The 21,344-nt window shown below is 71.8% G+C and carries 19 protein-coding genes; 11 read left to right on the plus strand and 8 right to left on the minus strand.

The annotated features are described in order from the left end of the window. The first annotated feature begins 1 nt into the window (after position 1). From VLI41_RS01125 to VLI41_RS01155, 7 genes are all read left to right on the plus strand, one after another. Positions 2 to 475: a carbon monoxide dehydrogenase subunit G gene (locus VLI41_RS01125; RefSeq protein WP_325266211.1), complete on the plus strand. Its 474-nt coding sequence runs from the start codon at positions 2 to 4 to the stop codon at positions 473 to 475. 32 nt (positions 476 to 507) lie between these two features. Beyond that, positions 508 to 969 carry a (2Fe-2S)-binding protein gene (locus tag VLI41_RS01130; protein WP_325266212.1) on the plus strand — a complete coding sequence of 154 codons (462 nt, stop codon included), beginning with the start codon at positions 508 to 510 and terminating at the stop codon, positions 967 to 969. A gap of 10 nt (positions 970 to 979) precedes the next feature. Next, positions 980 to 3,322: a xanthine dehydrogenase family protein molybdopterin-binding subunit gene (locus VLI41_RS01135; RefSeq protein ID WP_325266213.1), complete on the plus strand. Its 2,343-nt coding sequence runs from the start codon at positions 980 to 982 to the stop codon at positions 3,320 to 3,322. Positions 3,323 to 3,335: 13 nt separating this feature from the next. Next, positions 3,336 to 4,133: a xanthine dehydrogenase family protein subunit M gene (locus VLI41_RS01140; protein ID WP_325266214.1), complete on the plus strand. Its 798-nt coding sequence runs from the start codon at positions 3,336 to 3,338 to the stop codon at positions 4,131 to 4,133. 241 nt (positions 4,134 to 4,374) lie between these two features. Beyond that, positions 4,375 to 4,842 carry a MerR family DNA-binding transcriptional regulator gene (locus VLI41_RS01145; protein ID WP_325266215.1) on the plus strand — a complete coding sequence of 156 codons (468 nt, stop codon included), beginning with the start codon at positions 4,375 to 4,377 and terminating at the stop codon, positions 4,840 to 4,842. A 159-nt stretch (positions 4,843 to 5,001) separates the two neighbouring features. After that, entirely contained in the window at positions 5,002 to 6,786 is a 1,785-nt protein-coding gene (locus tag VLI41_RS01150; protein ID WP_325266216.1) for an acyl-CoA dehydrogenase C-terminal domain-containing protein, read from the plus strand. After that, positions 6,786 to 7,253 carry an OsmC family protein gene (locus tag VLI41_RS01155; RefSeq protein ID WP_325266217.1) on the plus strand — a complete coding sequence of 156 codons (468 nt, stop codon included), beginning with the start codon at positions 6,786 to 6,788 and terminating at the stop codon, positions 7,251 to 7,253. The genes VLI41_RS01150 and VLI41_RS01155 overlap by 1 nt, the downstream gene beginning before the upstream one ends. 116 nt (positions 7,254 to 7,369) lie before the next feature. On the opposite strand, the gene VLI41_RS01160 is transcribed toward VLI41_RS01155, so the two are convergent. The 4 genes from VLI41_RS01160 to VLI41_RS01175 all read right to left on the minus strand — a co-directional run bounded on the left by VLI41_RS01160 (position 7,370) and on the right by VLI41_RS01175 (position 10,163). Continuing rightward, entirely contained in the window at positions 7,370 to 7,804 is a 435-nt protein-coding gene (locus tag VLI41_RS01160) for a DNA mismatch endonuclease Vsr (protein WP_325266218.1), read from the minus strand. Beyond that, entirely contained in the window at positions 7,801 to 8,790 is a 990-nt protein-coding gene (gene cysK, locus VLI41_RS01165) for a cysteine synthase A (protein ID WP_325266219.1), read from the minus strand. Before cysK ends, VLI41_RS01160 begins: the two co-directional genes overlap by 4 nt. A gap of 75 nt (positions 8,791 to 8,865) precedes the next feature. Next, positions 8,866 to 10,002, minus strand: a complete 1,137-nt coding sequence (locus tag VLI41_RS01170) for a DNA cytosine methyltransferase (RefSeq protein ID WP_325266220.1) — start codon at positions 10,000 to 10,002, stop codon at positions 8,866 to 8,868. 29 nt (positions 10,003 to 10,031) lie between these two features. Beyond that, positions 10,032 to 10,163, minus strand: coding sequence for a hypothetical protein (locus VLI41_RS01175; RefSeq protein ID WP_325266221.1), 132 nt, complete (start codon positions 10,161 to 10,163; stop codon positions 10,032 to 10,034). Between the two features lie 189 nt (positions 10,164 to 10,352). On the opposite strand from VLI41_RS01175, the gene VLI41_RS01180 reads away from it, so the two are divergent. The 3 genes from VLI41_RS01180 to recQ all read left to right on the plus strand — a co-directional run bounded on the left by VLI41_RS01180 (position 10,353) and on the right by recQ (position 15,233). Beyond that, positions 10,353 to 12,092: an N-acyl-D-amino-acid deacylase family protein gene (locus VLI41_RS01180; protein WP_325266222.1), complete on the plus strand. Its 1,740-nt coding sequence runs from the start codon at positions 10,353 to 10,355 to the stop codon at positions 12,090 to 12,092. A gap of 4 nt (positions 12,093 to 12,096) precedes the next feature. After that, positions 12,097 to 13,140 carry a TauD/TfdA family dioxygenase gene (locus VLI41_RS01185; protein ID WP_325266223.1) on the plus strand — a complete coding sequence of 348 codons (1,044 nt, stop codon included), beginning with the start codon at positions 12,097 to 12,099 and terminating at the stop codon, positions 13,138 to 13,140. Between the two features lie 254 nt (positions 13,141 to 13,394). Next, positions 13,395 to 15,233, plus strand: coding sequence for a DNA helicase RecQ (gene recQ / locus VLI41_RS01190; protein ID WP_325266224.1), 1,839 nt, complete (start codon positions 13,395 to 13,397; stop codon positions 15,231 to 15,233). Positions 15,234 to 15,353: 120 nt separating this feature from the next. On the opposite strand, the gene gyrB is transcribed toward recQ, so the two are convergent. Both gyrB and recF read right to left on the minus strand, forming a co-directional pair. Next, positions 15,354 to 17,795 carry a DNA topoisomerase (ATP-hydrolyzing) subunit B gene (gene gyrB / locus VLI41_RS01195; RefSeq protein ID WP_325266225.1) on the minus strand — a complete coding sequence of 814 codons (2,442 nt, stop codon included), beginning with the start codon at positions 17,793 to 17,795 and terminating at the stop codon, positions 15,354 to 15,356. A 115-nt stretch (positions 17,796 to 17,910) separates the two neighbouring features. After that, on the minus strand, positions 17,911 to 19,050 hold the full coding sequence (gene recF, locus VLI41_RS01200) for a DNA replication/repair protein RecF (RefSeq protein ID WP_325266226.1): 1,140 nt from the start codon (positions 19,048 to 19,050) through the stop codon (positions 17,911 to 17,913). 259 nt (positions 19,051 to 19,309) lie between these two features. On the opposite strand from recF, the gene VLI41_RS01205 reads away from it, so the two are divergent. Further along, the gene (locus VLI41_RS01205; protein WP_325266227.1) at positions 19,310 to 20,125 is read left to right on the plus strand and encodes an isocitrate lyase/phosphoenolpyruvate mutase family protein; all 816 of its coding nucleotides are present in this window, start codon (positions 19,310 to 19,312) and stop codon (positions 20,123 to 20,125) included. Here VLI41_RS01205 and VLI41_RS01210 read toward each other — a convergent pair. Beyond that, positions 20,118 to 20,669, minus strand: coding sequence for a metallophosphoesterase family protein (locus tag VLI41_RS01210; RefSeq protein ID WP_325266228.1), 552 nt, complete (start codon positions 20,667 to 20,669; stop codon positions 20,118 to 20,120). The genes VLI41_RS01205 and VLI41_RS01210 overlap by 8 nt on opposite strands. A gap of 10 nt (positions 20,670 to 20,679) precedes the next feature. Then, positions 20,680 to 21,255, minus strand: coding sequence for a TMEM175 family protein (locus VLI41_RS01215; RefSeq protein WP_325266229.1), 576 nt, complete (start codon positions 21,253 to 21,255; stop codon positions 20,680 to 20,682). Between the last annotated feature and the right edge of the window lie 89 nt (positions 21,256 to 21,344).

The following is a 21,344-nucleotide window of genomic DNA, read 5'->3' on the forward strand; positions in this document are numbered from 1 at the left end:
GATGATCCCGGCGCGAGGCGGCATGGAGCAGTCAGGCGAACACCGCATCGAGGCGCCGGCCACGGCGGTCTGGGCCGCGCTCAACGATCCCGACGTGCTCGCCCGCTGCATCGCCGGATGCCAGTCGATGGAGAAGCTCTCCGACACCGAGTTCCGCGCCAAGGCGAAGGCCAGGGTCGGGCCGGTCAGCGCCCTGTTCGACGCCGAGCTCACCCTCTCCGACCTCGATCCGCCGCACGCCTACACCCTCTCCGGCCAGGTGAAGGGCGGCGCGGCCGGCTTCGGACGCGGATCGGCCCGGGTGGAGCTGGTGGAGGACGGGGGCGCAACCCTGCTTCGCTACCAGGTCCGCGGCAGCGTCGGCGGCAAGCTCGCCCAGATCGGCTCGCGGCTGGTCGAGGGCTCGGCGCGGAAGCTGGCCGACGACTTCTTCGCCGCCTTCGCCGAGATCGCGGCCGAGCCGCAGCTGCGCTAGAGTGCCCTGAGCTTCGAGAGGAGGCGCCCCCCGTGAAGCTGTCGCTCACCGTCAACGAGACCGATCACGAGCTGGAGGTTGCGCCGAACGCCCTGCTCGTCGACATCCTGCGCGGCGACCTCGGCCTCACCGGGACCCACGTCGGCTGCGACACCAGCCAGTGCGGCGCCTGCACGGTCGAGATGGACGGCCGGGCCGTGAAGTCGTGCACCGTGCTGGCCGGCCAGGCCGAAGGCGCGCGCGTCACCACCATCGAGGGCCTGGGCGCGCCGGGCAACCTGCATCCCATGCAGGCGGCCTTCCAGGCGCACCACGCCCTGCAGTGCGGCTTCTGCACGCCGGGCATGATCATCAGCGCCATCGACCTGGTGAAGCGCACGGACGGGCGGCTCGACGAGGTCGCGGTGCGCGAGGGGCTCGCTGGCAACTACTGCCGCTGCACCGGCTATCACAACATCGTCCAGGCGGTGCTCGCCGCGGCCGAGCGCATGTGAGGGTGGGATCATGAGCGAGCAGGGCATCGGCAAGCGGGTGACGCGCCGCGAGGACCTCCGGTTCATCACCGGCAAGGGCCGCTACACCGACGACATCAACCTCCCCGGCCAGGCCTACGCGGTGTTCCTGCGCTCGCCCTATCCGCGGGCGCGGATCAGGGCGATCGACGCCGCCGCAGCCGCCAAGGCGCCGGGCGTGGTGGGCGTCTTCACCGGCAAGGACCTGGCCGCCGACGGCATCGGCCATCTGCCCTGCGGGTGGCTGGTGAAGTCCAAGGACGGCTCCGACATGAAGGTCCCGCCGCGGCCGCCTCTGGCGATCGAGACCGTCAACTTCGTGGGCGAGCCCTACGCCCTGGTGGTGGCCGAGACCCTGGGCCAGGCCAGGGCCGCCGCCGCCCTCGTCGAGACGGATTTCGAGGAGCTGGAGCCGGTCGTCGCCCTGGCCGAAGCCACGGCCGGCCCGCAGATCCACCCGGAGATCGAGGCCAACCGCTGCTACGACTGGGAGCTGGGCGACCAGGCCGCCGTCGAGGCCGCCTTCGCCAAGGCCCCGCATGTCACCCGCCTGGAGTTCGCCAACAACCGGCTGATCCCCAACGCCATCGAGCCGCGCGCGGCGGTGGCCGCCTACAACCGCCCCACCGAGGAGTTCACGCTCTACACCACGAGCCAGAACCCGCACCTGGAGCGGCTGATCCTGGCGGCCTTCGTGAACCTTGCCCCCGAGCACAAGCTCAGGGTGATCTCGCCGGACGTGGGCGGCGGCTTCGGCTCGAAGATCTTCGTCTATCCGGAGGAGACCGCCGCGGCCTGGGCCGCGCGGCGCACCAACCGTCCGGTCAAGTGGACCGCCGACCGCTCCGAGGCCTTCCTCTCCGACGCCCACGGCCGCGACCACCTGACGACCGCCGAGCTGGCGCTCGACGAGGCCGGGACCTTCCTGGCCCTGCGGGTCCGCACGCGCGCCAACCTCGGGGCCTATCTTTCGACCTTCGCCTCCTCGGTGCCGACCTATCTCTACGGCACCCTGCTGGCCGGCCAGTACCGCACGCCGGCGATCCACGTGGAGGTGGAGGGCGTGTTCACCAACACCGCCCCGGTGGACGCCTACCGCGGCGCCGGCCGCCCGGAAGCCACCTACGTCGTGGAGCGGATCGTCGAGACCGCGGCGCGCGAGCTGGGGATCGATCCGGCCGAGCTCAGGCGGCGCAATTTCATCCGCCCCGACCAGTTCCCCTACGAGACTCCGGTGGCGCTGGTCTATGATACCGGCGACTACGAGGCGAGCCTGGCCAAGGCGCTGAAGCAGGCCGACTACGCCGGCTTTCCGGCCCGCCGGCGGGAGTCCGAGGCCCGCGGCAAGCGGCGCGGCATCGGACTCTCCTGCTACATCGAGGCCTGCGGGCTGGCGCCCTCGCAGCTCGCCATCCAGCTGGGCGCCGGCGTCGGGCTCTACGAGAGCGGCGAGGTCAGGGTGAACCCCACCGGTTCGGTGACGGTCTTCACCGGCTCCCACAGCCACGGCCAGGGCCACGAGACCACCTTCGCCCAGATCGTCTCGGAGAAGCTGGGCGTGCCCTTCGAGCAGGTCGAGGTGGTGCACGGCGACACCGGCCGGCTGGAATTCGGGCTCGGCACCTACGGCTCGCGCTCGGTCGCGGTCGGCGGCTCGGCGCTGATCAAGGCCTCGGACAAGATCATCGCCAAGGGCAAGCGGATCGCCGCCCACATGCTGGAGGCCGCCCCCGACGAGGTCGACTTCGAGGACGGCGTCTTCGCCGTGCGCCAGACCAACAAGAGCCTGACCTTCGGCGAGGTGGCGTTCGCGGCCTATGTGCCGGCCAACTTCCCGGAGGACCTGGAGCCGGGCCTCTCGGAGAAGAGCTTCTACGATCCGAAGAACTTCACCTTCCCGGCCGGCAGCCATATCGCCGAGGTGGAGGTCGATCCGCAGACCGGCGTGGTCGATCTCGTCCGCTTCGTCGCCGTCGACGACTTCGGCGAGGTGATCAATCCGATGATCGTCGAGGGCCAGGTGCACGGCGGCATCGCCCAGGGCGTCGGCCAGGCGCTCCTGGAGCACGGCGTCTACGACGCGGACGGCCAGCTGGTGACCGGCTCCTTCATGGACTACTGCCTGCCCCGGGCCGACGACCTGCCGAGCTTCGAGGTGGACACCACCGTCACCCCCTGCACGCACAATCCGCTGGGGGTGAAGGGCTGCGGCGAGGCGGGCGCGATCGGCGCGCCGGCGGCGGTGATGAACGCCGTCACCGATGCGCTGGGCGTGAAGGACCTCGCCATGCCGGCCTCGCCCGAGCGGGTCTGGCGCGCCCTGCAGGCGGCTTGAGGGAGCGCGCCCCATGAACGGCTTCGACTACCACCGTCCGGAGAGCCTGGAGGCCGCGGTGGCGGCCCGGCGCGCAGCCGCCGACGGCGCTTACCTCGCCGGCGGCATGACCCTGATCCCCACCCTCAAGCAGGGCCTCGCCGAGCCCTCGGACCTGATCGACCTCGGCGCGATCCGCGGGCTCGCCGGCATCGGGCTCGAGGCCGACCGGCTGACCATCGGGGCCATGACCCGCCACGCCGACGTCGCGGCCTCGGCGGAAGTCCAGCGCGCGATCCCGGCGCTGGCTTACCTCGCCTCCGAGATCGGCGACGCCCAGGTGCGCAACCGCGGCACGCTCGGCGGCTCGCTGGCCAACAGCGACCCGGCGGCCGACTACCCGGCCGCGGTCATCGGCCTGGGGGCGAGCATCCTCACCGATCGCCGGACGATCGCGGCGGACGACTATTTCAAGGGCCTGTTCGAGACCGCGCTCGAGCCCGGCGAGCTGATCCGCGCCGTGGCCTTCGCGGTCCCGCGCCGCGCCGCCTACCGCAAGTTCCGCCACCCGGCCTCGCGCTACGCCGTGGCGGGCGTGTTCGTCGCCGACACCGGCGACGGGTTCCGGGTCGGCGTCACCGGCGCCGGCCCCTGCGCCTTCCGCTGGACCGCCCTGGAGACGGCGCTCGCCGGCAAGCCCGATGCCGCGGCCGCCGGCGCCGCGCCGCTGGACTCCCGCCGCTTCAACGCCGACCTGCACGCCTCGGCCGAGTACCGGGCCAACCTCGTGCGCGTGATGGCCGCGCGTGCGCTCGCCGACTTGGCCGGCTGAGCCTGCGACGTCGCAGCCGCTCAAAAAGCACGGATCTTGCCGGCTTGCGCCGGCGCCGCGCGCCGAGGTTGCGCGCCCCGCCGTGACGCTCGACGATCCTGCCCAATCCCCGCGGAAAGCGGGTCGGCGGCCGCCCGCGGCTTCCGTTTCGCGGCTGCAACAGTCACCTTGACGTAAACGGAAAGACGGGGCTTAACTGACGGCGTAAACCGAGAACGGGGGCTCCCACCCGGAGGACGCCATGATCGCCGATCTGCGCCGGCCGCACCGCACCTACACGATCCGCCAGCTTTGCCTGGAGTTCAAATGCACGCCCAGGGCGCTGCGCTTCTATGAGGACAAGGGCCTGCTCGCCCCGGCGCGCGAAGGCCTGAACCGCGTCTACAACTACAAGGACCGCGCCCGCCTGCAGCTGATCCTGCAGGGCAAGCGCGTCGGCCTATCGCTCGCCGAGATCGGCGAGATCCTGGATCTCTACGAGGTCGGCGACGGCGGCGCCCAGCAGGCGGCCAAATCGCTGAAGAAGTTCCGCGAGCGGATCGTCGCCCTCGAGCGCCAGAAGATCGACATCGACGAGCAGATCGCCCAGCTCAAGCAGGGCTGCGAGGCGATGGAGAAGCGCCTGGAGGCCACCCGGCCCGACCTCTTGCCGCGCGCTGTCGACTACGACCAGACCATGCGCCGCCAGCTCGACGGCGCCGACCACTAGATCGTCGGTCATCCCCGGGCTTGTCCCGGGGACCCATAAGCGCTGATCTCGCCCCGTGGACCGCAGCGGCGCTGTTGCGATTCGGACTATGCCGCCGAGGTCTATGGGTGGCCGGGACAAGCCCGGCCATGACGGTCCGGATGAGGTGAACGAGCCGCCATGACCTACCAGCCGCCCGTCCGGGACCACCTGTTCATCCTGCGCGACCTGCTCGAGCTGGAGCGCTACGCCAATCTGCCGGCCTTCGCCGAGGCTTCGATGGACACGGTCGAGCAGATCCTGGGAGAGGCGGCCCGCTTCACCGCCGAGGTGCTCGCGCCGCTGAACGCCGTGGGCGACAAGGAAGGCTGCCGCTGGAACGCCGACTTCAGCGTCACCACGCCGACAGGCTTCAAAGCGGCCTACCGCCAGCTGGTCGAGGCCGGCTGGCCTGGACTGGGCTCGGCGCCGGAGTGGGGCGGCCAGGGCCTGCCGCACGTCGTCAACCTCGCCTTCTCGGAGATGAGCTCGGCGGCCAACATGGCCTTCTCGATGTACCCGGGCCTGACCCACGGCGCCTACTCGGCGATCCTGGCCGGCGGCACGGAGGCGCAGAAGCAGCTCTACCTGCCCAAGCTGGCGAGCTTCCAGTGGGGCGGCACGATGAACCTCACCGAGCCGCAATGCGGCACCGATCTCGGCCTGATCCGCACCAAGGCGGTCCCGGCGGGCGACGGGAGCTACCGGATCTCGGGCCAGAAGATCTGGATCTCGGGCGGCGAGCACGACCTGACGGAGAACATCGTCCACCTGGTCCTGGCGCGGATCGAGGGCGCGCCGGCCGGCACCCGCGGCATCAGCCTGTTCATCGTGCCGAAGTTCATTCCCGACGCCGAGGGCCATCCGGGCGAGCGCAATTCGGTGAAGTGCCTGGGCCTGGAAGAGAAGATGGGCATCCACGGCAACGCCACCTGCGTGATCAGCCACGAAGAGGCGACCGGCTGGCTGGTGGGCGAGGAGAACCGCGGGCTGGCCATCATGTTCGTGATGATGAACGAGGCCCGGCTCGGGGTCGGCATGCAGGGGCTCGCCCAGGCCGAGGCCGCCTACCAGGCGGCCGCCGAGTTCGCCAAGGAGCGCCTGCAGGGCCGCTCGCTGACCGGGCCGAAGAACCCCGACGGCCCGGCCGATCCGATCATCGTCCATCCGGACGTGCGGCGGATGCTGATGGACGCCCGCGCGGTGATCGAAGGCGGCCGCGCCTTCCTCTACTGGACCGCCCTGCACGGCGACTTGGCGGAGGCCAGCCCGGACGAGGCCGCCCGCCAGAAGGGCCGCGACTACATGGCCCTGATGACCCCGGTGCTGAAGGCCTTCCTCACCGACCGCGGTTTCGCCATCTGCTCGGACGCCATGCAGGTGCACGGCGGCTCCGGCTTCACCGAGCACTTCCCGGTCAGCCAGTACCTGCGCGATTGCCGGATCGCGCTGATCTACGAAGGGACCAACGGCATCCAGGCGCTGGACCTCGTCGGCCGCAAGCTCGCCGCGGACGGCGGGCGGGCGATGATGAGCTTCTTCGCCGAGCTCGACGCCTACATCGAGGCCAATGACGCGGAGGCGATGCAGCCCTTCGTCGCCCCGCTCGCCAAGGCCAAGGGCGAGCTGCAGGAGGCGACGATGTGGCTGATGCAGAACGGGCTCGCCAACCCCGACAACGCCGGCGCCGCCTCGACCGACTACCTGCACCTGTTCGGCCTGACGGCGCTCGCCTACATGTGGACCATGACCGCAAAGGTGGCGCAGGCGAAGATCGCGGCCGGCGCGGCCGAGCCGATCTATGCCGCCAAGCTCACGATCGGGCGCTACTACATGAACCGCGTCCTGCCCGAGACCGCCGCGCGCCTGGCGAAGCTCAAGACCGGGGCCGAGCTGGTCATGGCTCTCCCGGCGGAGGCGTTCTGATGGCGACATACCGGGCCGGCGTGGAATGGCGGCTGGCGGACGGCGAGGACTTCGCCAAGGGCCGCTACGGGCGCGGCCACGAGGTGTTCTTCGAGGGCGGCCACCGGATGCGCGGCACCGCCTCGCGCCATGTGGTCGGCAAGTGGGCCGAGGCCGGCGCGGTCGATCCGGAGGAGATGCTGGTCGCCTCGATCTCCGCCTGCCACATGCTGACCTTCCTGCACGTGGCCCGCGAGTCCGGCTTCGTCGTGACCCGCTACTTCGACGCCGCCGAAGGTCTCATGGAGAAGGACGCCGAAGGCCGCATGGCCGTCACCCGCGTGACCCTGCGCCCCGGGATCACCTACGCCGGCCGCGCGCCGTCGCCCGAGGAACGCGACCGGCTGCACCACCGCGCGCACGAGGACTGCTTCATCGCCAACTCGGTGAAGACGGAGGTGGTCGTCGAGGAGAAGCTCGGGGCTTAGCCACCTCTCCCGCTTGCGGGAGAGGGTAGGGTGAGGGACGGCAGGGCTGGCTCCGGATGGTTTACCGGGGGCCCCCGGGCTCGCATCCGGCGCGATCCCACTTCACCAACGGGCCCTCACCCTGCCCTCTCCCCGGTGTTCCCTGGGGAGAGGAGCTCGGCCAGCCGTTCCCGCAGGCCCGCCGCGTCCTTCAGCTCGCATTCCCAGACCACCTCGACGCGCCAGCCGGCGGCGTCCAGGGCGGAGCGGCTCCAGGCGTCGCGGGCGCGGTTGCGGGCGACCTTGGCGACCCAGTAGTCGCGATTGCCCTTCGGCACGCGTGCGCCCCGGGCGCAATCGTGGCCGTGCCAGAAGCAGCCGTGGACGAACAGCGCCAGCCTGCGCCCCGGCAGCACGATGTCCGGGGTGCCCGGCAGGTCCTTGCGGTGCAGGCGGTAGCGGGCGCCGAGCGCGGTCAGCGCCCGCCGCACCTTCAGCTCCGGCGTCGTGTCGCGCCCCTTCACCCGGCGCATCACCGCCGAGCGCTTTTCGACGGGATAGACGTCGCTCACAGGCCGTCGAACAGGGGGGTCGAGATGTAGCGTTCGGCGAAGCTCGGGATGATGGTGACGATCAGCTTGCCGGCCATCTCGTCGCGCGCCGCCACGTCGAAGGCGGCGACCAGCGCCGCGCCGGAGGAGATGCCGACCGGCAGGCCCTCCTCGCGCGCCGCCCGGCGGGCCATCGCAAAGCTGTCCTCGTTGGTGACCTGGATCACCTCGTCCATCACCCCGCGGTCGAGGATGGAGGGCACGAAGCCCGCGCCCAGGCCCTGGATCTTGTGCGGCCCCGGCTGACCGCCCGAGAGCACCGCCGAGCCCGAGGGCTCCACGGCGATCATCCTCACCGAGGGCTTGCGGGCCTTCAGCACCTGGCCGACGCCGGTGATGGTGCCGCCGGTGCCGACGCCGGAGATCACCGCATCGACCCGGCCCTCGGTGTCGTTCCAGATCTCCTCGGCCGTCGAGACGCGGTGGATCAGGGGATTGGCGACGTTGTCGAACTGCTGCGGCATCACCGCCCCCGGCGTCGCCTCGACGATCTGGCGGGCGCGGGCGACGGCGCCGGCCATGCCCTTCTCCGGCGGGGTGAGCTCGAGCTTGGCGCCCAGCAGCAGCAGCATCTTGCGGCGCTCCAGCGACATGCTCTCGGGCATGACCAGCACGCACCTGTAGCCCTTGGCCGCGCAGACGAAGGCGAGCGCGATGCCGGTGTTGCCGCTGGTCGGCTCGACCACCGTCCCGCCGGGCTTCAGGAGCCCTTTGGCCTCCAGGTACTCGACCATGGCCACGCCGATGCGGTCCTTGACCGAGGCGAGCGGATTGAAGAACTCCAGCTTGGCGACCACCTCGCCCTTGGGCTTCAGCGCCGCCGACAGCCTGGGCAGGCCGACCAGCGGGGTGTCGCCCACCAGGTCGAGAACGGATTCGAAGATCTTGCCCCGGCCGGCGCGGCGGTAGCGCGCGGCGTCGTAGACCTTGTCGGGAGTGGCGTCCATGGATGGACCTCGGATGCGGAGACTGCCCTTCGTGCCGCGAGCCTAGCGTCATCGCGGACGCCCCGAAAGGCCCCGCTACTCGGCGGCCATCACCGCCCGGTCCTCGAGCAGCGGCTCGAGCAGCAGCTGGGCGAGCCAGCGCACCACCGGGACCGCCACCCCGTCGCCCGCCACCATCAGCGCCGCGGTGGCCGCGTCCGGCAGCCGATAGCTCTCGGGCAAGCCCATCAGCCGCGCCGCCTCCCTGGGCGTCAGCAGCCGGGTGCGCGCCTCGCCGCCCTCGAGCACCACGATCGCCTGCCGCGAGGAGCCGCCGCGCGGCGTGCGCAGGCAGCCCGCGAGCCCGTCGAAGCGGACCTCGGCCCGCTGAACCGTTCGGCCGTCCTCCCGCCGCATCCGCCGGAACATCGCCCCCACGGCGCGCGCGCCGCGCGCCCGCGCCGCCTCGATCCGCTGGCGATGCAGCGGCGACATCAGGGCCAGCCAGCGGGCGGTGCGCTCCGGCCGATGCCAGGCGACCGCGGAGTCGTCCTCCAGCAGCGCCGCGAGGTCGAGGTTGCGGACCGGCGGGGCGGCCAGGCGCCACCAGATCCAGTCCGTCGCGAGCGCCGGCGGGAGCCGATCGAATGCGACCTTCACGCCGCGCGTGTGCCAGGGGCTCGGACCGGTGAGAGCGGCCGGCGCCGGCCCGCGCGAGGCCACGATGAACACCCTGGGCCGCGACTGGGGCAGGAACGCCGCCGCATCGATCTCCAGCGCGCCGAACCGGTAGCCTTGCCCGGCCAGCGCCGCCGCGAGCGCCTCGAAGTCCTTGCCGCCATGGGAGGTGAGCAGGCCCGCGACATTCTCGATGACCACCATGCGCGGGGCGCGGCCGTCCTTCGCCAGCCCCTCGACCAGACGCCAGAAGCCGTAGAAGGCCGAGGATCGGCCGCCGGAGAGGCCCGCCCGCGCGCCCGCCAGGCTGAAGTCCTGGCAGGGGCTGGACGCCCAGGCGAGGTCGGCGCGGCCCGGCAGGTCTGCGGCCCGCAGGGCCCAGACGTCGCCGTGGCGGAAATGCGCCGCCGCATCGGGGAAGTTGGCGCGGTAGGCGGCCGCCTTCGCCGGGTCGAAGTCGTTGGCGAACCGGCACGCCCAAGCCTCGCCGAGACCCAGGCGCGCCATGCCGCCGCCGGCGAAGAATTCGTAGAACGTGAAAGGGCCCCGACTCACACCTCGGAGCCTAGCCGATTTGGCTCAGATCAGCCCTTGCCGACCTCGAGCGTCGGGATCTGCGAGCGTGGCTCCGCCTTGATCCGGTGCGGCCCGGGCAAGGCGAATCCGATCGCGATCGCCGCCAGGACGGCGGCGACCAGCAGGATCTTCGGCGTCATAACGGGTCCCTCGTCCGTTCTACGCTGCGCCATTGTCTCTCCTCGGGCCTTAAAGGGGCCGGAACAAAAAGGCTGAATCGTTCGTGAGTTCCGACGGCCGAGCTCGAACTAACCGCTTGACCGTGAGGGGCCGCCGGGCCGCTAATTACCGGCGATAACCCAATGCCCTTCGCCCGAGGGAGGCGAGCTATGGAACGAGCCTATGACCTGGTGGTCCGCGGCGGGACCGTCGTGGACGGCGCGGGCGGCGCGCCCTACGAGGCCGACGTCGGCGTCAAGGACGGCCAGATCGCCAAGGTCGGCCGGATCGCGGGCGCCGGCGCCGAGGAGGTGGACGCGCGCGGCCAGATCGTCATCCCCGGCTTCGTCGACGTGCACACCCACTACGACGGCCAGGCGACCTGGGACGAGCGCCTGCAGCCCTCCTCCTGGCACGGCGTCACCACGGTGGTGATGGGCAACTGCGGCGTCGGCTTCGCGCCCTGCCGGCCGGACGACCACGACCGGCTGATCCGGCTGATGGAAGGCGTCGAGGACATCCCGTTCCCGGTGCTCGCCGAGGGCCTGCCGTGGAACTGGGAGAGCTATCCCGAGTACTTCGAGAGCCTGGCGGGGCGCCGATTCGACGTCGACGTGGGCAGCCAGCTGCCGCACGCGGCGCTCCGGGTGTTCGTCATGGGCCAGCGCGGCGTCGACCGCGAGCCGGCCACCGAGGCCGACGTCGACGCCATGGCGGCCATCGCCAAGCGCGCGATGGAGGCCGGCGCGATCGGCTTCGGCTCCTCGCGCACGCTGAACCACCGCTCCTCCGACGGCTCGCCGATCGCGACGCTGACCGCCGGCGAGGACGAGCTCACCGGCATCGCCATGGGCCTGGCGGCCGCCGGCCGCGGCGTGCTGCAGTTCGTCTCCGACTTCAACGACCCGGAGGCCGAGTTCGACATGCTGGAGCGTCTGGTGGCCAGGTCGGGCCGCCCGCTCTCCTTCTCTCTGGTGCAGAGCCCGCGCGATCCCCTGCAGTACAAGTACCTGCTGGAGCGGCTCTCGGCCGCCAAGGCGAGGGGCCTGACCATGCGGGCGCAGGTCGCCAGCCGCCCGGTGGGCGTGCTGTTCGGCCTCGAGCTCACGGTCAATCCGTTCAGCTCCTATCCGAGCTACCGGGCGATCAAGGACAGGCCGCTCGCCGAGCGCGTGGCGATGCTGCGCGATCCGGGGTTCCGGGCCCGGCTGCTCGCCGAGGAGCCGGAATCGGCCCGCGCGCCGGGCCTGTCGCCGGCCCGCTCGTGGGAGCGCATCTACCTGATGGGCGAGGAGCCCGACTACGAGCCCACCCGCGAGAACTCCGTGGCGGCGCTGGCCGCCGCCCAGGGCAAGGACCCCCCTGAGGTGGCGCTGGACCACATGCTGACCGACGGCGGCCGGGGCATGCTCTACCTGCCGATCCTCAACTACGCCGACTACAGCCTCGATCCGGCCTACGAGATGCTGAACCACGAGTGCGTGGTGCCGGGCCTCTCGGACGGCGGCGCGCACGTCGGCATGATCTGCGACGGCAGCTTCCCGACCACCAACCTGGTGCACTGGACGCGCGACCGCAGCCGCGGGCCGAAGATCCCGCTGGAACGGATGGTCAAGGCCCAGTGCCGCGACACCGCCGAGACGGTCGGGCTCTACGACCGCGGCCTGGTCGCCGAAGGGTTCCGCGCCGACCTCAACGTCATCGACTACGACAGGCTGAAGCTGAAAGCGCCGCAGGTGGCCTACGACCTGCCGACCGGCGGGCGCCGGCTGATCCAGCGGGCGGACGGCTATACGGCCACCATCGTCAGGGGCGAGATCACCTACCGCGACGGCGAGCCCACGGGCGCGCTGCCGGGGCGGCTGCTGCGCGGAGCCCAGGCCGCGCCGGCGGCCATGGCGGCGGAGTAGGGCCATGGCGGACGATCGTCCCGAGGTCCAGCCGGTTCCGCTGGAGACCGCCTGCGCGTGGACGGCCGAGGACGTGGCCGACGAGAGGCTCTGGACCGAGCACCTCAGCCCCGGCGAGATCGAGGAGTTGGAGCGGGCCATCGCCGTCGCGAGGGCGAAGTCCGACGATTTCCTGCAGATCGGCAGGGCCGACTTCCCGCTGCCCACGCTCGGCCCGCGCCTCAAGCGGATCGAGGCCGAGCTGATCGATGGCCGCGGCTTCGTGCGGATCCGCGGATTGCCGCGCCAGTGGTGGTCCAACGACCAGATGTGCCTGGCCTACTGGGGGATCGGCGCCCACCTCGGCCGGCCCTGGCCGCAGAACGCCAAGGGCCACCTGCTGGGCGACGTCACCGATCAGGGCAAGCAGCCCGGCGATCCCACCGCGCGCGGCAACGAGCTCGGCCAGATCCCGCTCGACTTCCACTGCGACGGCTCGGATCTTGTGGGCCTGCTCTGCCTGCAGACCGGCGCCTCGGGCGGGCTGTCGGCGGTCTGCAACTCGGTCGCGCTGCACAACCGCCTGGTCCGCGAACGGCCGGATCTCGCCGCCGAGCTCTACAGGCCGCAGCCCTACGACTATCGGGGCGAGCAGCCCCCGGGCGGGCGGGACTGGTACCCCATGCCGGTGTTCACCGCCTATGGCGGGCGGCTCTTCGTGCGGCTGATCCGCGGCTACATCCTGGCCTCGCAGCGGCACGCCGACGCGCCCCGGCTCACCGAGCGCGCGATCGAGGCGCTCGCCTGGATGCAGGCCGAGGCGGAGAGCGGCCGCTACTCGGTGATCATGGACTTCCAGCCCGGCGACATGCAGTTCATCAACAACTACCACGTGCTGCACGGCCGCACCGGCTACGAGGACGACAGGGCGAGCGGGCGGGTGCGACACCTGAAGCGGCTGTGGCTGGAGACCGAGGCGCTGAGCGAGCGCCCCGAGCAGTTCCGCAACCGCATGGGCTCGCACTGGGCGCAGAGGGCGAGCATCAGCCGCCTGGACGCGGCGACCTGATTCCCTCCCTTGATGGGGAGGGACAGCGCGCCACAGGCGCGCAGGGTGGGGACGTCACGACCGGGCGGAACCTGGGCGGGGTGATGGATCAGATCGTGCTGGCGTTGGAGGCGGCGCCGGACGTGAGGCGCCAATCGTCGAGCGCGGAGCCCGGTCGTAGCTTCCCCACCCTGGCCGCTGCGCGGCCTGTCCCTCCCCATCAAGGGAGGGAAAGACGCATCGCGTCTCTTGCGACTCACGGGCATAACCGGCCCATGTCCGTCGCCGAACTCGAAGCCGAGCCGCTGGACGCCGCGCGCGGGATCCTGCGGCGGGTGTTCGGGCATGCCGACTTCCGGGGCCTGCAGGCGCAGGTCATCGGCGAGGCGCTGGCCGGCCGCAACGCCATGGCCGTGCTGCCGACCGGTGGGGGCAAGAGCCTCTGCTACCAGATCCCGGCGATGATCCGGCCCGGCCTCGGGCTGGTGGTCTCGCCGCTCATCGCGCTGATGACCGATCAGGTCGCGGCCCTGCAGCAGTCGGGCGTCGCGGCCGCGAGGCTGGATTCCAACATCGATCCCGCCGAGAAGACGCAGACCTGGCGGCGGATCGAAGCCGCCGAGCTCGACCTGCTCTACGTCTCGCCCGAGGGCCTGATGCAGCCTTCGATGCTGAACCGGCTCGCCCGCCTGCCGCTGGCCCTGATCGCCATCGACGAGGCGCATTGCGTCAGCCAGTGGGGGCACGACTTCCGCCCGGACTACCGGATGCTGGGGCGGCTGGCCGAGCTGTTCCCGTCCGTGCCGCGGCTGGCCGTCACCGCCACGGCCGACGCGCGGACCCGGGCGGACATCCGCGCCCAGCTGCATCTGGAGGACGCGGCCGAGTTCGTGGCCTCGTTCGCGCGCCCGGAACTGATCCTGTCGGCCGAGCGCAAGCGCGGCTCGAAGGAGAAGCGGGTGATCGAGCTGGTGACGGCCCGACCCGGCCGCTCGGGCGTGGTCTATGCCGGCTCGCGCGAGGCCACCGAGACCCTGGCGGGCGCCCTGCGCGCCGCCGGCGTCCCGGCGCTCGCCTATCACGCCGGCCTCGAGCGCGAGCTCCGCAGCCGGCGGCTCGAGGACTTCCTGCAGGCCGACGCCGCGGTGATGGTGGCGACCATCGCCTTCGGCATGGGGGTCGACAAGCCCGACGTCCGCTTCGTGATCCACGCCGATCCGCCGGCCTCGATCGAAGCCTATTGGCAGGAGATCGGCCGCGCCGGGCGCGACGGCGATCCGGCCGAGGGCGTCACCCTCTACGGCGCGGCCGACCTCGCCTGGGCGCTGCGGCGGATCGCCGAGCGCGAGGTGGACGAAACGGTCAAGCAGGCGCAGGTCCGCAAGGTCCGCCAGCTCTACGCCATGCTGGACGGCGCGGGCTGCCGGGCGGCGGCGGTGCGGCGCTACTTCGGCGAGGCGGACGTCGAGCCCTGCGGCCAGTGCGACCTCTGCCTGGGCGGGGCCGAGACGATCGATGCGACCGAAGCCGCCCAGAAGGCGCTCTCGGCCGCGCACCGGCTCGGCGGGCGGTTCGGCAAGGGCCGGCTCGTCGACCACCTGCTCGGCAAGACCAAGGAGGTCGGCGCCCAGGAGGCGGCGCTCTCCACCTACGGGATCGGCCGGGAGCTCCCGGCCGCGGCGTGGCGCGATCTCATCGAGCAGCTGCTGTTCGAGGGGTTGCTGCGCGAGGACCCGAACGACGGCCGGCCTCTGGTCGGCCTGGGCGAGGCCGAGGCCGTGCGGGCGGTGTTCCGCGGGGAACGGCAGGTCTTGACGCGCAGGCGCGCCGAGGCCGACGCGCGGCCCCGCCGCAAGCGCCGCGGCGAAGCGGCGGCCGGGGTCGCGCCCTCGGACCAGGCGCTGTTCGAGGCGTTGCGCGCCTGGCGCGCCGGGGAAGCCAAGGCCCAGCACGTGCCGCCCTATGTCATCTTCCAGGACCGCACCCTGGCGGAGATCGCCGCCGCACGCCCGGCCAGCCGGGCGGCGCTGGTGCGCCTCTCCGGCGTCGGTGAATCCAAGCTCGCCCGGTACGGCGAGGCGGTGCTGGAGGTGGTGGGAGGCTTCGAGGGCTAGATACTCCCCACAGGGGAAGTGTCGCGAAGCGGCGGAGGGGGTTTCAGTCGCCCGCGCTCAAGCAAAAGCCCCCCTCTTCGCCTCCGGCGGAGCTCCCCCAGAGGGGGAGCATCTTTGCTGCTAAACGTCCACCTCGGCGTCGAGCGCGTTCGCCTGGATGAACTCGCGGCGGGGCTCGACGAGGTCGCCCATCAGTCGGGTGAACATGTCGTCGGCGTCGTCGGCGTGGTTCACCCTCACCTGCAGCAGGGTGCGCGCGTTGGTGTCCAGCGTGGTCTCCCAGAGCTGGTCGGCGTTCATCTCGCCCAGCCCCTTGTAGCGCTGGACGGAAAGCCCACGACGGCCGCCGTCCATCACCGCATTCACCAGGTCGATGGGCCCGCGCACCGGGGTGGTGCGGTCGCGCCGTGTGAACACCGCCGGCCCGTCGAACACCTTGGCCAGCGCCTTGGAGCGCTCGGAGAGCCGGCGGGCGTCGGCGGCGTGCAGCAACAGCTCGTCGAGCACGATGCGCTCGGAGACGCCGCGCTTGACCCGCGAGAACACGTAGCCGCCGGCCTCGCCGCGCGCGCCTTCCCAGGGGCCGTCGCCCTCCTCGGCGTAGAGGTCGAGCCGCCGGGCGGCCTTGGCCGGGTCGCCGTTGTCGCCCAGGAGGCCGGCGAGAGCGGCCTGCTCGACGGCGAACGGCGGGGCGCGGGTGGCGAGGCGCTCGACGTTGGCCTTGGCGCCGCGGGCCGTGGTGACCATGGCCAGAAGGTCGGCGCCGACCAGGCGCTCGCCGCTGGAGAGATCGAGCGTCGCGCCGTCGACGCCCTCGTCGATCAGGTAGATCTCCAGCTCGGCGTCGTCCTTGAGGTAGCGGATCGACTTGCCCTTGGAGGCCTTATAGAGCGGCGGCTGGGCGATATAGAGATAGCCGCGCTCGATCACCTCCGGCATCTGCCGGTAGAAGAAGGTGAGCAGCAGCGTGCGGATGTGCGCGCCGTCGACGTCGGCGTCGGTCATCAGAATGATCTTGTGGTAGCGGATCTTCTCGATGTCGAAGTCGTCGCGGCCGATGCCGGCGCCCAGCGCCGTGATCAGGGTGCCGACCTGCTCCGATGACAGCATCTTGTCGAAGCGCGCCCGCTCGACGTTGAGGATCTTGCCCCGCAGCGGCAGGATCGCCTGGTTCTCGCGGTTGCGGGCCTGCTTGGCCGAGCCGCCGGCCGAATCGCCCTCCACCAGGAAGATCTCGGACTTCGCCGGGTCCTTCTCCGAGCAGTCGGCGAGCTTGCCGGGCAGCGAGGTGATGTCGAGCGCCGACTTGCGGCGGGTGAGCTCGCGCGCCTTGCGGGCCGCCTCGCGCGCTGCGGCCGCCTCGGCGATCTTCTGCACGATGAGCCGCGCCTCGTTCGGATGCTCCTCGAACCAGGCGCCCAGGCCCTCGCCGACCAGGCCTTCGACCGCGGGGCGCACCTCGGAGGAGACCAGCTTGTCCTTGGTCTGTGAGGAGAACTTCGGGTCGGGGATCTTCACCGAGAGCACGCAGGTGAGCCCTTCGCGCCCATCCTCGCCGGTGACCTGCACCTTCTCGCGCCGCGCAGCCCCGGAGCTCTCGGCATAGTTGGTGATGACCCGCGTCAGCGCTGAGCGGAACGCCGCCAGGTGGGTGCCGCCGTCGCGCTGGGGGATGTTGTTGGTGAAGCAGAGCACGTTCTCGTGGTAGCCGTCGTTCCACCACAGCGAGAGGTCGAGCTCGACGTTCTCGCGCTTGCCGCGGACCACGATGGGGTCGCGGATCAGCGGGGACTTGGCCTTGTCGAGGTGGCGCACGAAGGCCTCGATGCCGCCGTCGTAGTGCATCACTTCCTCGAACGGCTCGGCCTCGCGGTGGTCCTTCAGCCAGATGGTGACGCCGGAGTTCAGGAAGGCGAGCTCGCGCAGCCGGTGCTCCAGCGTCTTCCGGTCGAAGTCGATGAAGGCGAAGGTGTCGGTGGACGGCAGGAAGGTGACCTCGGTGCCGGTCAGGAACTCGCCGTTCTCGCGCAGCGGCGACTTGCCGACGATGGCCAGCGGCGCGACCGGGTCGCCCCCGCGGAACTCCATCCGGTGGGTGAAGCCGCCGCGGTGGACCGTCAGCCTCAGCCAGTCGGAGAGCGCGTTCACCACCGAGACGCCCACCCCGTGCAGGCCGCCGGAGACCTTGTAGGAGTTCTGGTCGAATTTCCCGCCGGCGTGCAGCTGGGTCATGATGACCTCGGCGGCGGAGACGCCCTCGCCCTCGTGGATGTCGGTCGGGACGCCGCGCCCGTCGTCGGTGACGGTGCACGAGCCGTCGGCCTCCAGGATCACCTCGACCCGGGTGGCGTAGCCCGCCAGCGCCTCGTCGATCGCGTTGTCGACGACCTCGTAGACCATGTGGTGCAGGCCCGAGCCGTCGTCGGTGTCGCCGATGTACATGCCCGGCCGCTTGCGCACCGCATCCAGGCCCTTGAGGACCTTGATCGATTCCGCGCCGTAATCGTCGCCGTTGCCGTTGCCGTTGGATTCAGGGCCGTTGGTCTCGTTGTCTTCGCTCATCTCTGGTCCGGATTTGGGGCGGAGGGCCGTTGCGAGGCAGGTCGCGCGCATGCGCATCGAGGCCCGGGGAAGCCGCTTCTCCTATATAGGGCCTCAGCCTTGATTCTGCACGTGTTCAGGCCGAAATCGGCGCCAGTTCCGAAGCCTCGACGGCGAAGCCCTGGGCGCGGCCGGCCAGGGCCTCGAACAGCTGCGCGTCCGTGCCGGTCAGGAAGGCCTGCAGGCCCAGCGCCTCGACCTCGTCGAACAGGGCGGCGCGGCGGCGGGCGTCGAGGTGGGCCGCGACCTCGTCGAGCAGCAGGATGGGGCTCGGCTGCGCTTCGATCCGCGCCAGCCGCGCCGCCTGGGCGAGGACGAGGTTGAGGATCAGGGCCTTCTGCTCCCCGGTGGAGCATTCGGCCGCGGGACGGTCCTTCTCCGTGTGGGTGACGAGGAGATCGCCGCGATGCGGGCCGGTGAGCGCCCGGCCGGCGGCGGCGTCGCGCTCGCGCGCGGCCTTCAGCGCGGCGGCGAGCCGGCCCTCGAGGTCGGCGATCTGGGCGCCGCCTGCGGCCATCTGCTCCCACTCGCCGGAGAGCGTGAGGCGCGCCTGCGGAAACGGGCGCTCGCCGCGCGCAGCGATCTCCGCCTGCAGCGCGAGGAGCGTGCGCGCGCGGGCTTCGGCCAGCCGCGCGCCCGCCCCGGCCAGCCGCGCCTCCAGCGCATCCAGCCAGGCCGGATCGGCGGGACCCTCGGTCAGCAGCCGCATGCGCTCGCGAAGCGCCCGCTCGTAGGCCTGGGCGTGCGCCGCGTGGAGCGGCTCGGCGGCGAACACCAGCCGGTCGAGAAAGCGGCGCCGCTCGCCCGCGCCTTCCAGGAACAGCCGGTCCTGCGCCGGGGTGAGCCAGACCTGGCGCAGATGCTCGGCGAGACGGCCGGGCGGGACCGTCTCGCCTTCCAGGCGCACCGTGCGGCGTGCGGCGCCCGGCTCGGCCATGCCCGTCCCCAGGTGGGTCGCCTCGCCGTCCGCGGAGACCGCCGCCGCGACCGCCCAGGCCCGGCCGCGCGGCTCGCCCGGGAGCCGGCGGCCGACCTCGGCGAGGCTCGCGCCGCGCAGGCCCCGGCCCGGCGTCAGCAGGCTGACCGCCTCCAGCAGGTTGGTCTTGCCGGCCCCGTTCGGCCCGACCAGGAACACCGGGCGGCCATCCAGCGCCAGCTCCGCCCGCGCGTAGGAGCGGACATCGGTCAGGGTCAGGCGGGTCAGGGCCGTGCGCACGCGGGCGGTCTTATCTGCCCTCCCCATTCATGGGGAGGGGGGACCGTTCGCCGACGCCCGCGCAGGCGGGCGGAAGAGCGAATGGTGGGAGGGGCGAGCGGACGCACTGTGCATATGCCTCGCCCCCTCCACCACCCGCTCTGCGGCGGGTGGTCCCCCTTCCCCGTGAACGGGGGAGGTAGTCTGCGGCCGGTTCTCGCGAGCGGGCCTCGCAACAGCGCCTATATCTGCATCGCATGCTGCAGCCTCCGGAGGGAACATGGACCAGAAAGCCAAGGCGGAAGCGTTCGCCAAGCTCCATCACGCCGCCGAGATCCTGGTGCTGCCGAACGCCTGGGACGGCGCCAGCGCCGCGATCCTGGCCGACGCCGGCGCCAAGGCGGTGGCGACCTCCTCGGCCGCCGTGGCCTGGGCGCACGGCTACCCGGACGGCGACCAGCTGCCCCGCGCGCGGCTGATCGCCACGATCGAGGCCTGCGCGAAGGCGGCGGGCGAGACGCCGCTCACCGCCGACATCGAGGGCGGCTACACCGACGATCCGGACGAGCTTTCCGAGCTGATCCGCGCGGTGATCGAGGCCGGCGCCGTCGGGATCAACCTGGAGGACGGCCGCCGCCCGCCGGACCTGCACGCGCGCAAGATCGAGGCGGCGCGCAAGGCGGCCGACGCGACGGGCGTGCCGTTGTTCATCAACGCCCGCACCGACGTGATCCTCAAGGGCCTGGCCGAGGGGCATGCGGCCTATGCGGACGTGGCGCAGCGCGCGGCGGGCTACCGCGACGCCGGGGCCGACGGCATCTTCGTGCCCGGGGCCAGGGACGAGGACCTGATCGGGCGCCTCGCCGACGCCATCGCCCTGCCGCTCAACATCATGCTGCTGCCCGGCCTCGCGCCGGCCGAGCGGCTGCAGGCGCTGGGCGTGCGCCGGCTGTCGTCGGCCACCGCGCCGTTCCGCTCGGCCTATGCGCCGCTGGCGAGCGCGGCGGCGGAGTTCCTGAAGACCGGCTCCTACGAGGCGTTCGCAGCCGGCGCGGACGGGCTGGCGAATCTCAACGCGCGGTTCGCCGCTAGCTGAGCGTCACGATCTCGGGACGGAGCCGGCCGTTCTCGACCGTGAGGCGGGCGAAGGCGGGCTTTGCGCCCTCGTCGGGCAGCAGGGCGCTGCCGGGATTGACCGCCCAGACGCCGGCGAACTCGGCCGAAGCCGGACGGTGCGTCGAGGCGTAGAGCAGGCCGTCCACCGGGCCGCCAAACGCACGGGCGAGCGCGTCGGGAAAGTCCGCCGCCGGTTCGAACGGATGCGCCAAGGCGGCGAGGCCCGCGGCCTTGGGATCAAAGACGCAGCCAAGCGCCACGCCACCGATCGACAGGCGCCGGAGCCTGGGCGAGGTCCGCGGATCGGGCTGGTCGTCGGCGCCGGCCACGCCCAGCACCTGCGCGATCTGAGCCAGGCGATCGAGCCCGGCGCTCTCGCCCATGTCGCCCAGCGTGACGATCAGGTCGCAGCCCTCGAGCGCGGTGAGCACGGCGCGTGTCCAGTCCGGCCCGCCGCCGGGGTGGATGTGGCAGTCGGCGAGGACCGCGACGGTGCGAGCCTGCAAGATCTCGGTTTCGGGCATGGGCGCGATCTCAGTGGCGCGTCAGAGGGGCCATGTGGAGGATTGACGAGGCGGCGACGATCGCCAGCGCGGCGCGCGGCCATGCGAAGCTGACCATCCCGGCGGTGACGAGGAGGCCCATGGTGGCGAAGCCCACGACCTGCACCCTCGGGCCGTTGAACGCGCGGCGCTGGGGCGTCGGAAGCGTCGTCTCGATCAACCCGCGCAGCAGGGCGAAGTTGGCGCCGCAAGCCATGATGACCAGAGCATAGAGCAGCATGGGCCGGGCGGCGACGCCGCTGCGCCCCACCCAGGCGGTCGCGAAGGGGATCAGCGACAACACGAAAAGAAAGCTGATGTTGGCCCAGAGCACGGGCTCGGTCAGGCGCGAGAGCCTGCGCACGATGTGGTGGTGGTTCACCCAGAAGATCGCCACGAACCAGAAGCTGATCAGATAGCTGACGAAGTCGGGCCACAGCGCCGCGAGCGACGACCAGGCGACGCTCGCCGGCGGCCGCAGCTCGAGGACCATGATCGTCACGATGATCGCGATCACCGCGTCGGAGAAGGTTTCCAGCCGTCCGGGCGTGAGGTCGCGCTCGCTCATCGCGCGACGCTCGCCCCGATGCTCCAGCTTGGCAAGGGCTGCGGCCGACGGCGGCGGCGGATGAGCCGAGTGATGACCTCGCCGCGTCC

The organism is Phenylobacterium sp. (genome assembly GCF_035475775.1).
GTDB lineage: Bacteria > Pseudomonadota > Alphaproteobacteria > Caulobacterales > Caulobacteraceae > Phenylobacterium.

Excerpts from the sequence above, each read along its gene's own strand:
- gyrB (WP_325266225.1), bottom strand. The coding sequence starts at position 17,795 with ATGAGCGAAGACAACGAGACCAACGGCCCTGAATCCAACGGCAACGGC.
- cysK (WP_325266219.1), bottom strand. The coding sequence starts at position 8,790 with ATGGACGCCACTCCCGACAAGGTCTACGACGCCGCGCGCTACCGCCGC.
- VLI41_RS01215 (WP_325266229.1), bottom strand. The coding sequence starts at position 21,255 with ATGAGCGAGCGCGACCTCACGCCCGGACGGCTGGAAACCTTCTCCGAC.
- recQ (WP_325266224.1), top strand. The coding sequence starts at position 13,395 with ATGTCCGTCGCCGAACTCGAAGCCGAGCCGCTGGACGCCGCGCGCGGG.
- VLI41_RS01185 (WP_325266223.1), top strand. The coding sequence starts at position 12,097 with ATGGCGGACGATCGTCCCGAGGTCCAGCCGGTTCCGCTGGAGACCGCC.
- VLI41_RS01145 (WP_325266215.1), top strand. The coding sequence starts at position 4,375 with ATGATCGCCGATCTGCGCCGGCCGCACCGCACCTACACGATCCGCCAG.
- VLI41_RS01210 (WP_325266228.1), bottom strand. The coding sequence starts at position 20,669 with ATGCCCGAAACCGAGATCTTGCAGGCTCGCACCGTCGCGGTCCTCGCC.
- VLI41_RS01180 (WP_325266222.1), top strand. The coding sequence starts at position 10,353 with ATGGAACGAGCCTATGACCTGGTGGTCCGCGGCGGGACCGTCGTGGAC.
- VLI41_RS01175 (WP_325266221.1), bottom strand. The coding sequence starts at position 10,163 with ATGACGCCGAAGATCCTGCTGGTCGCCGCCGTCCTGGCGGCGATCGCG.
- VLI41_RS01155 (WP_325266217.1), top strand. The coding sequence starts at position 6,786 with ATGGCGACATACCGGGCCGGCGTGGAATGGCGGCTGGCGGACGGCGAG.
- VLI41_RS01140 (WP_325266214.1), top strand. The coding sequence starts at position 3,336 with ATGAACGGCTTCGACTACCACCGTCCGGAGAGCCTGGAGGCCGCGGTG.
- VLI41_RS01135 (WP_325266213.1), top strand. The coding sequence starts at position 980 with ATGAGCGAGCAGGGCATCGGCAAGCGGGTGACGCGCCGCGAGGACCTC.
- VLI41_RS01125 (WP_325266211.1), top strand. The coding sequence starts at position 2 with ATGATCCCGGCGCGAGGCGGCATGGAGCAGTCAGGCGAACACCGCATC.
- VLI41_RS01150 (WP_325266216.1), top strand. The coding sequence starts at position 5,002 with ATGACCTACCAGCCGCCCGTCCGGGACCACCTGTTCATCCTGCGCGAC.
- VLI41_RS01205 (WP_325266227.1), top strand. The coding sequence starts at position 19,310 with ATGGACCAGAAAGCCAAGGCGGAAGCGTTCGCCAAGCTCCATCACGCC.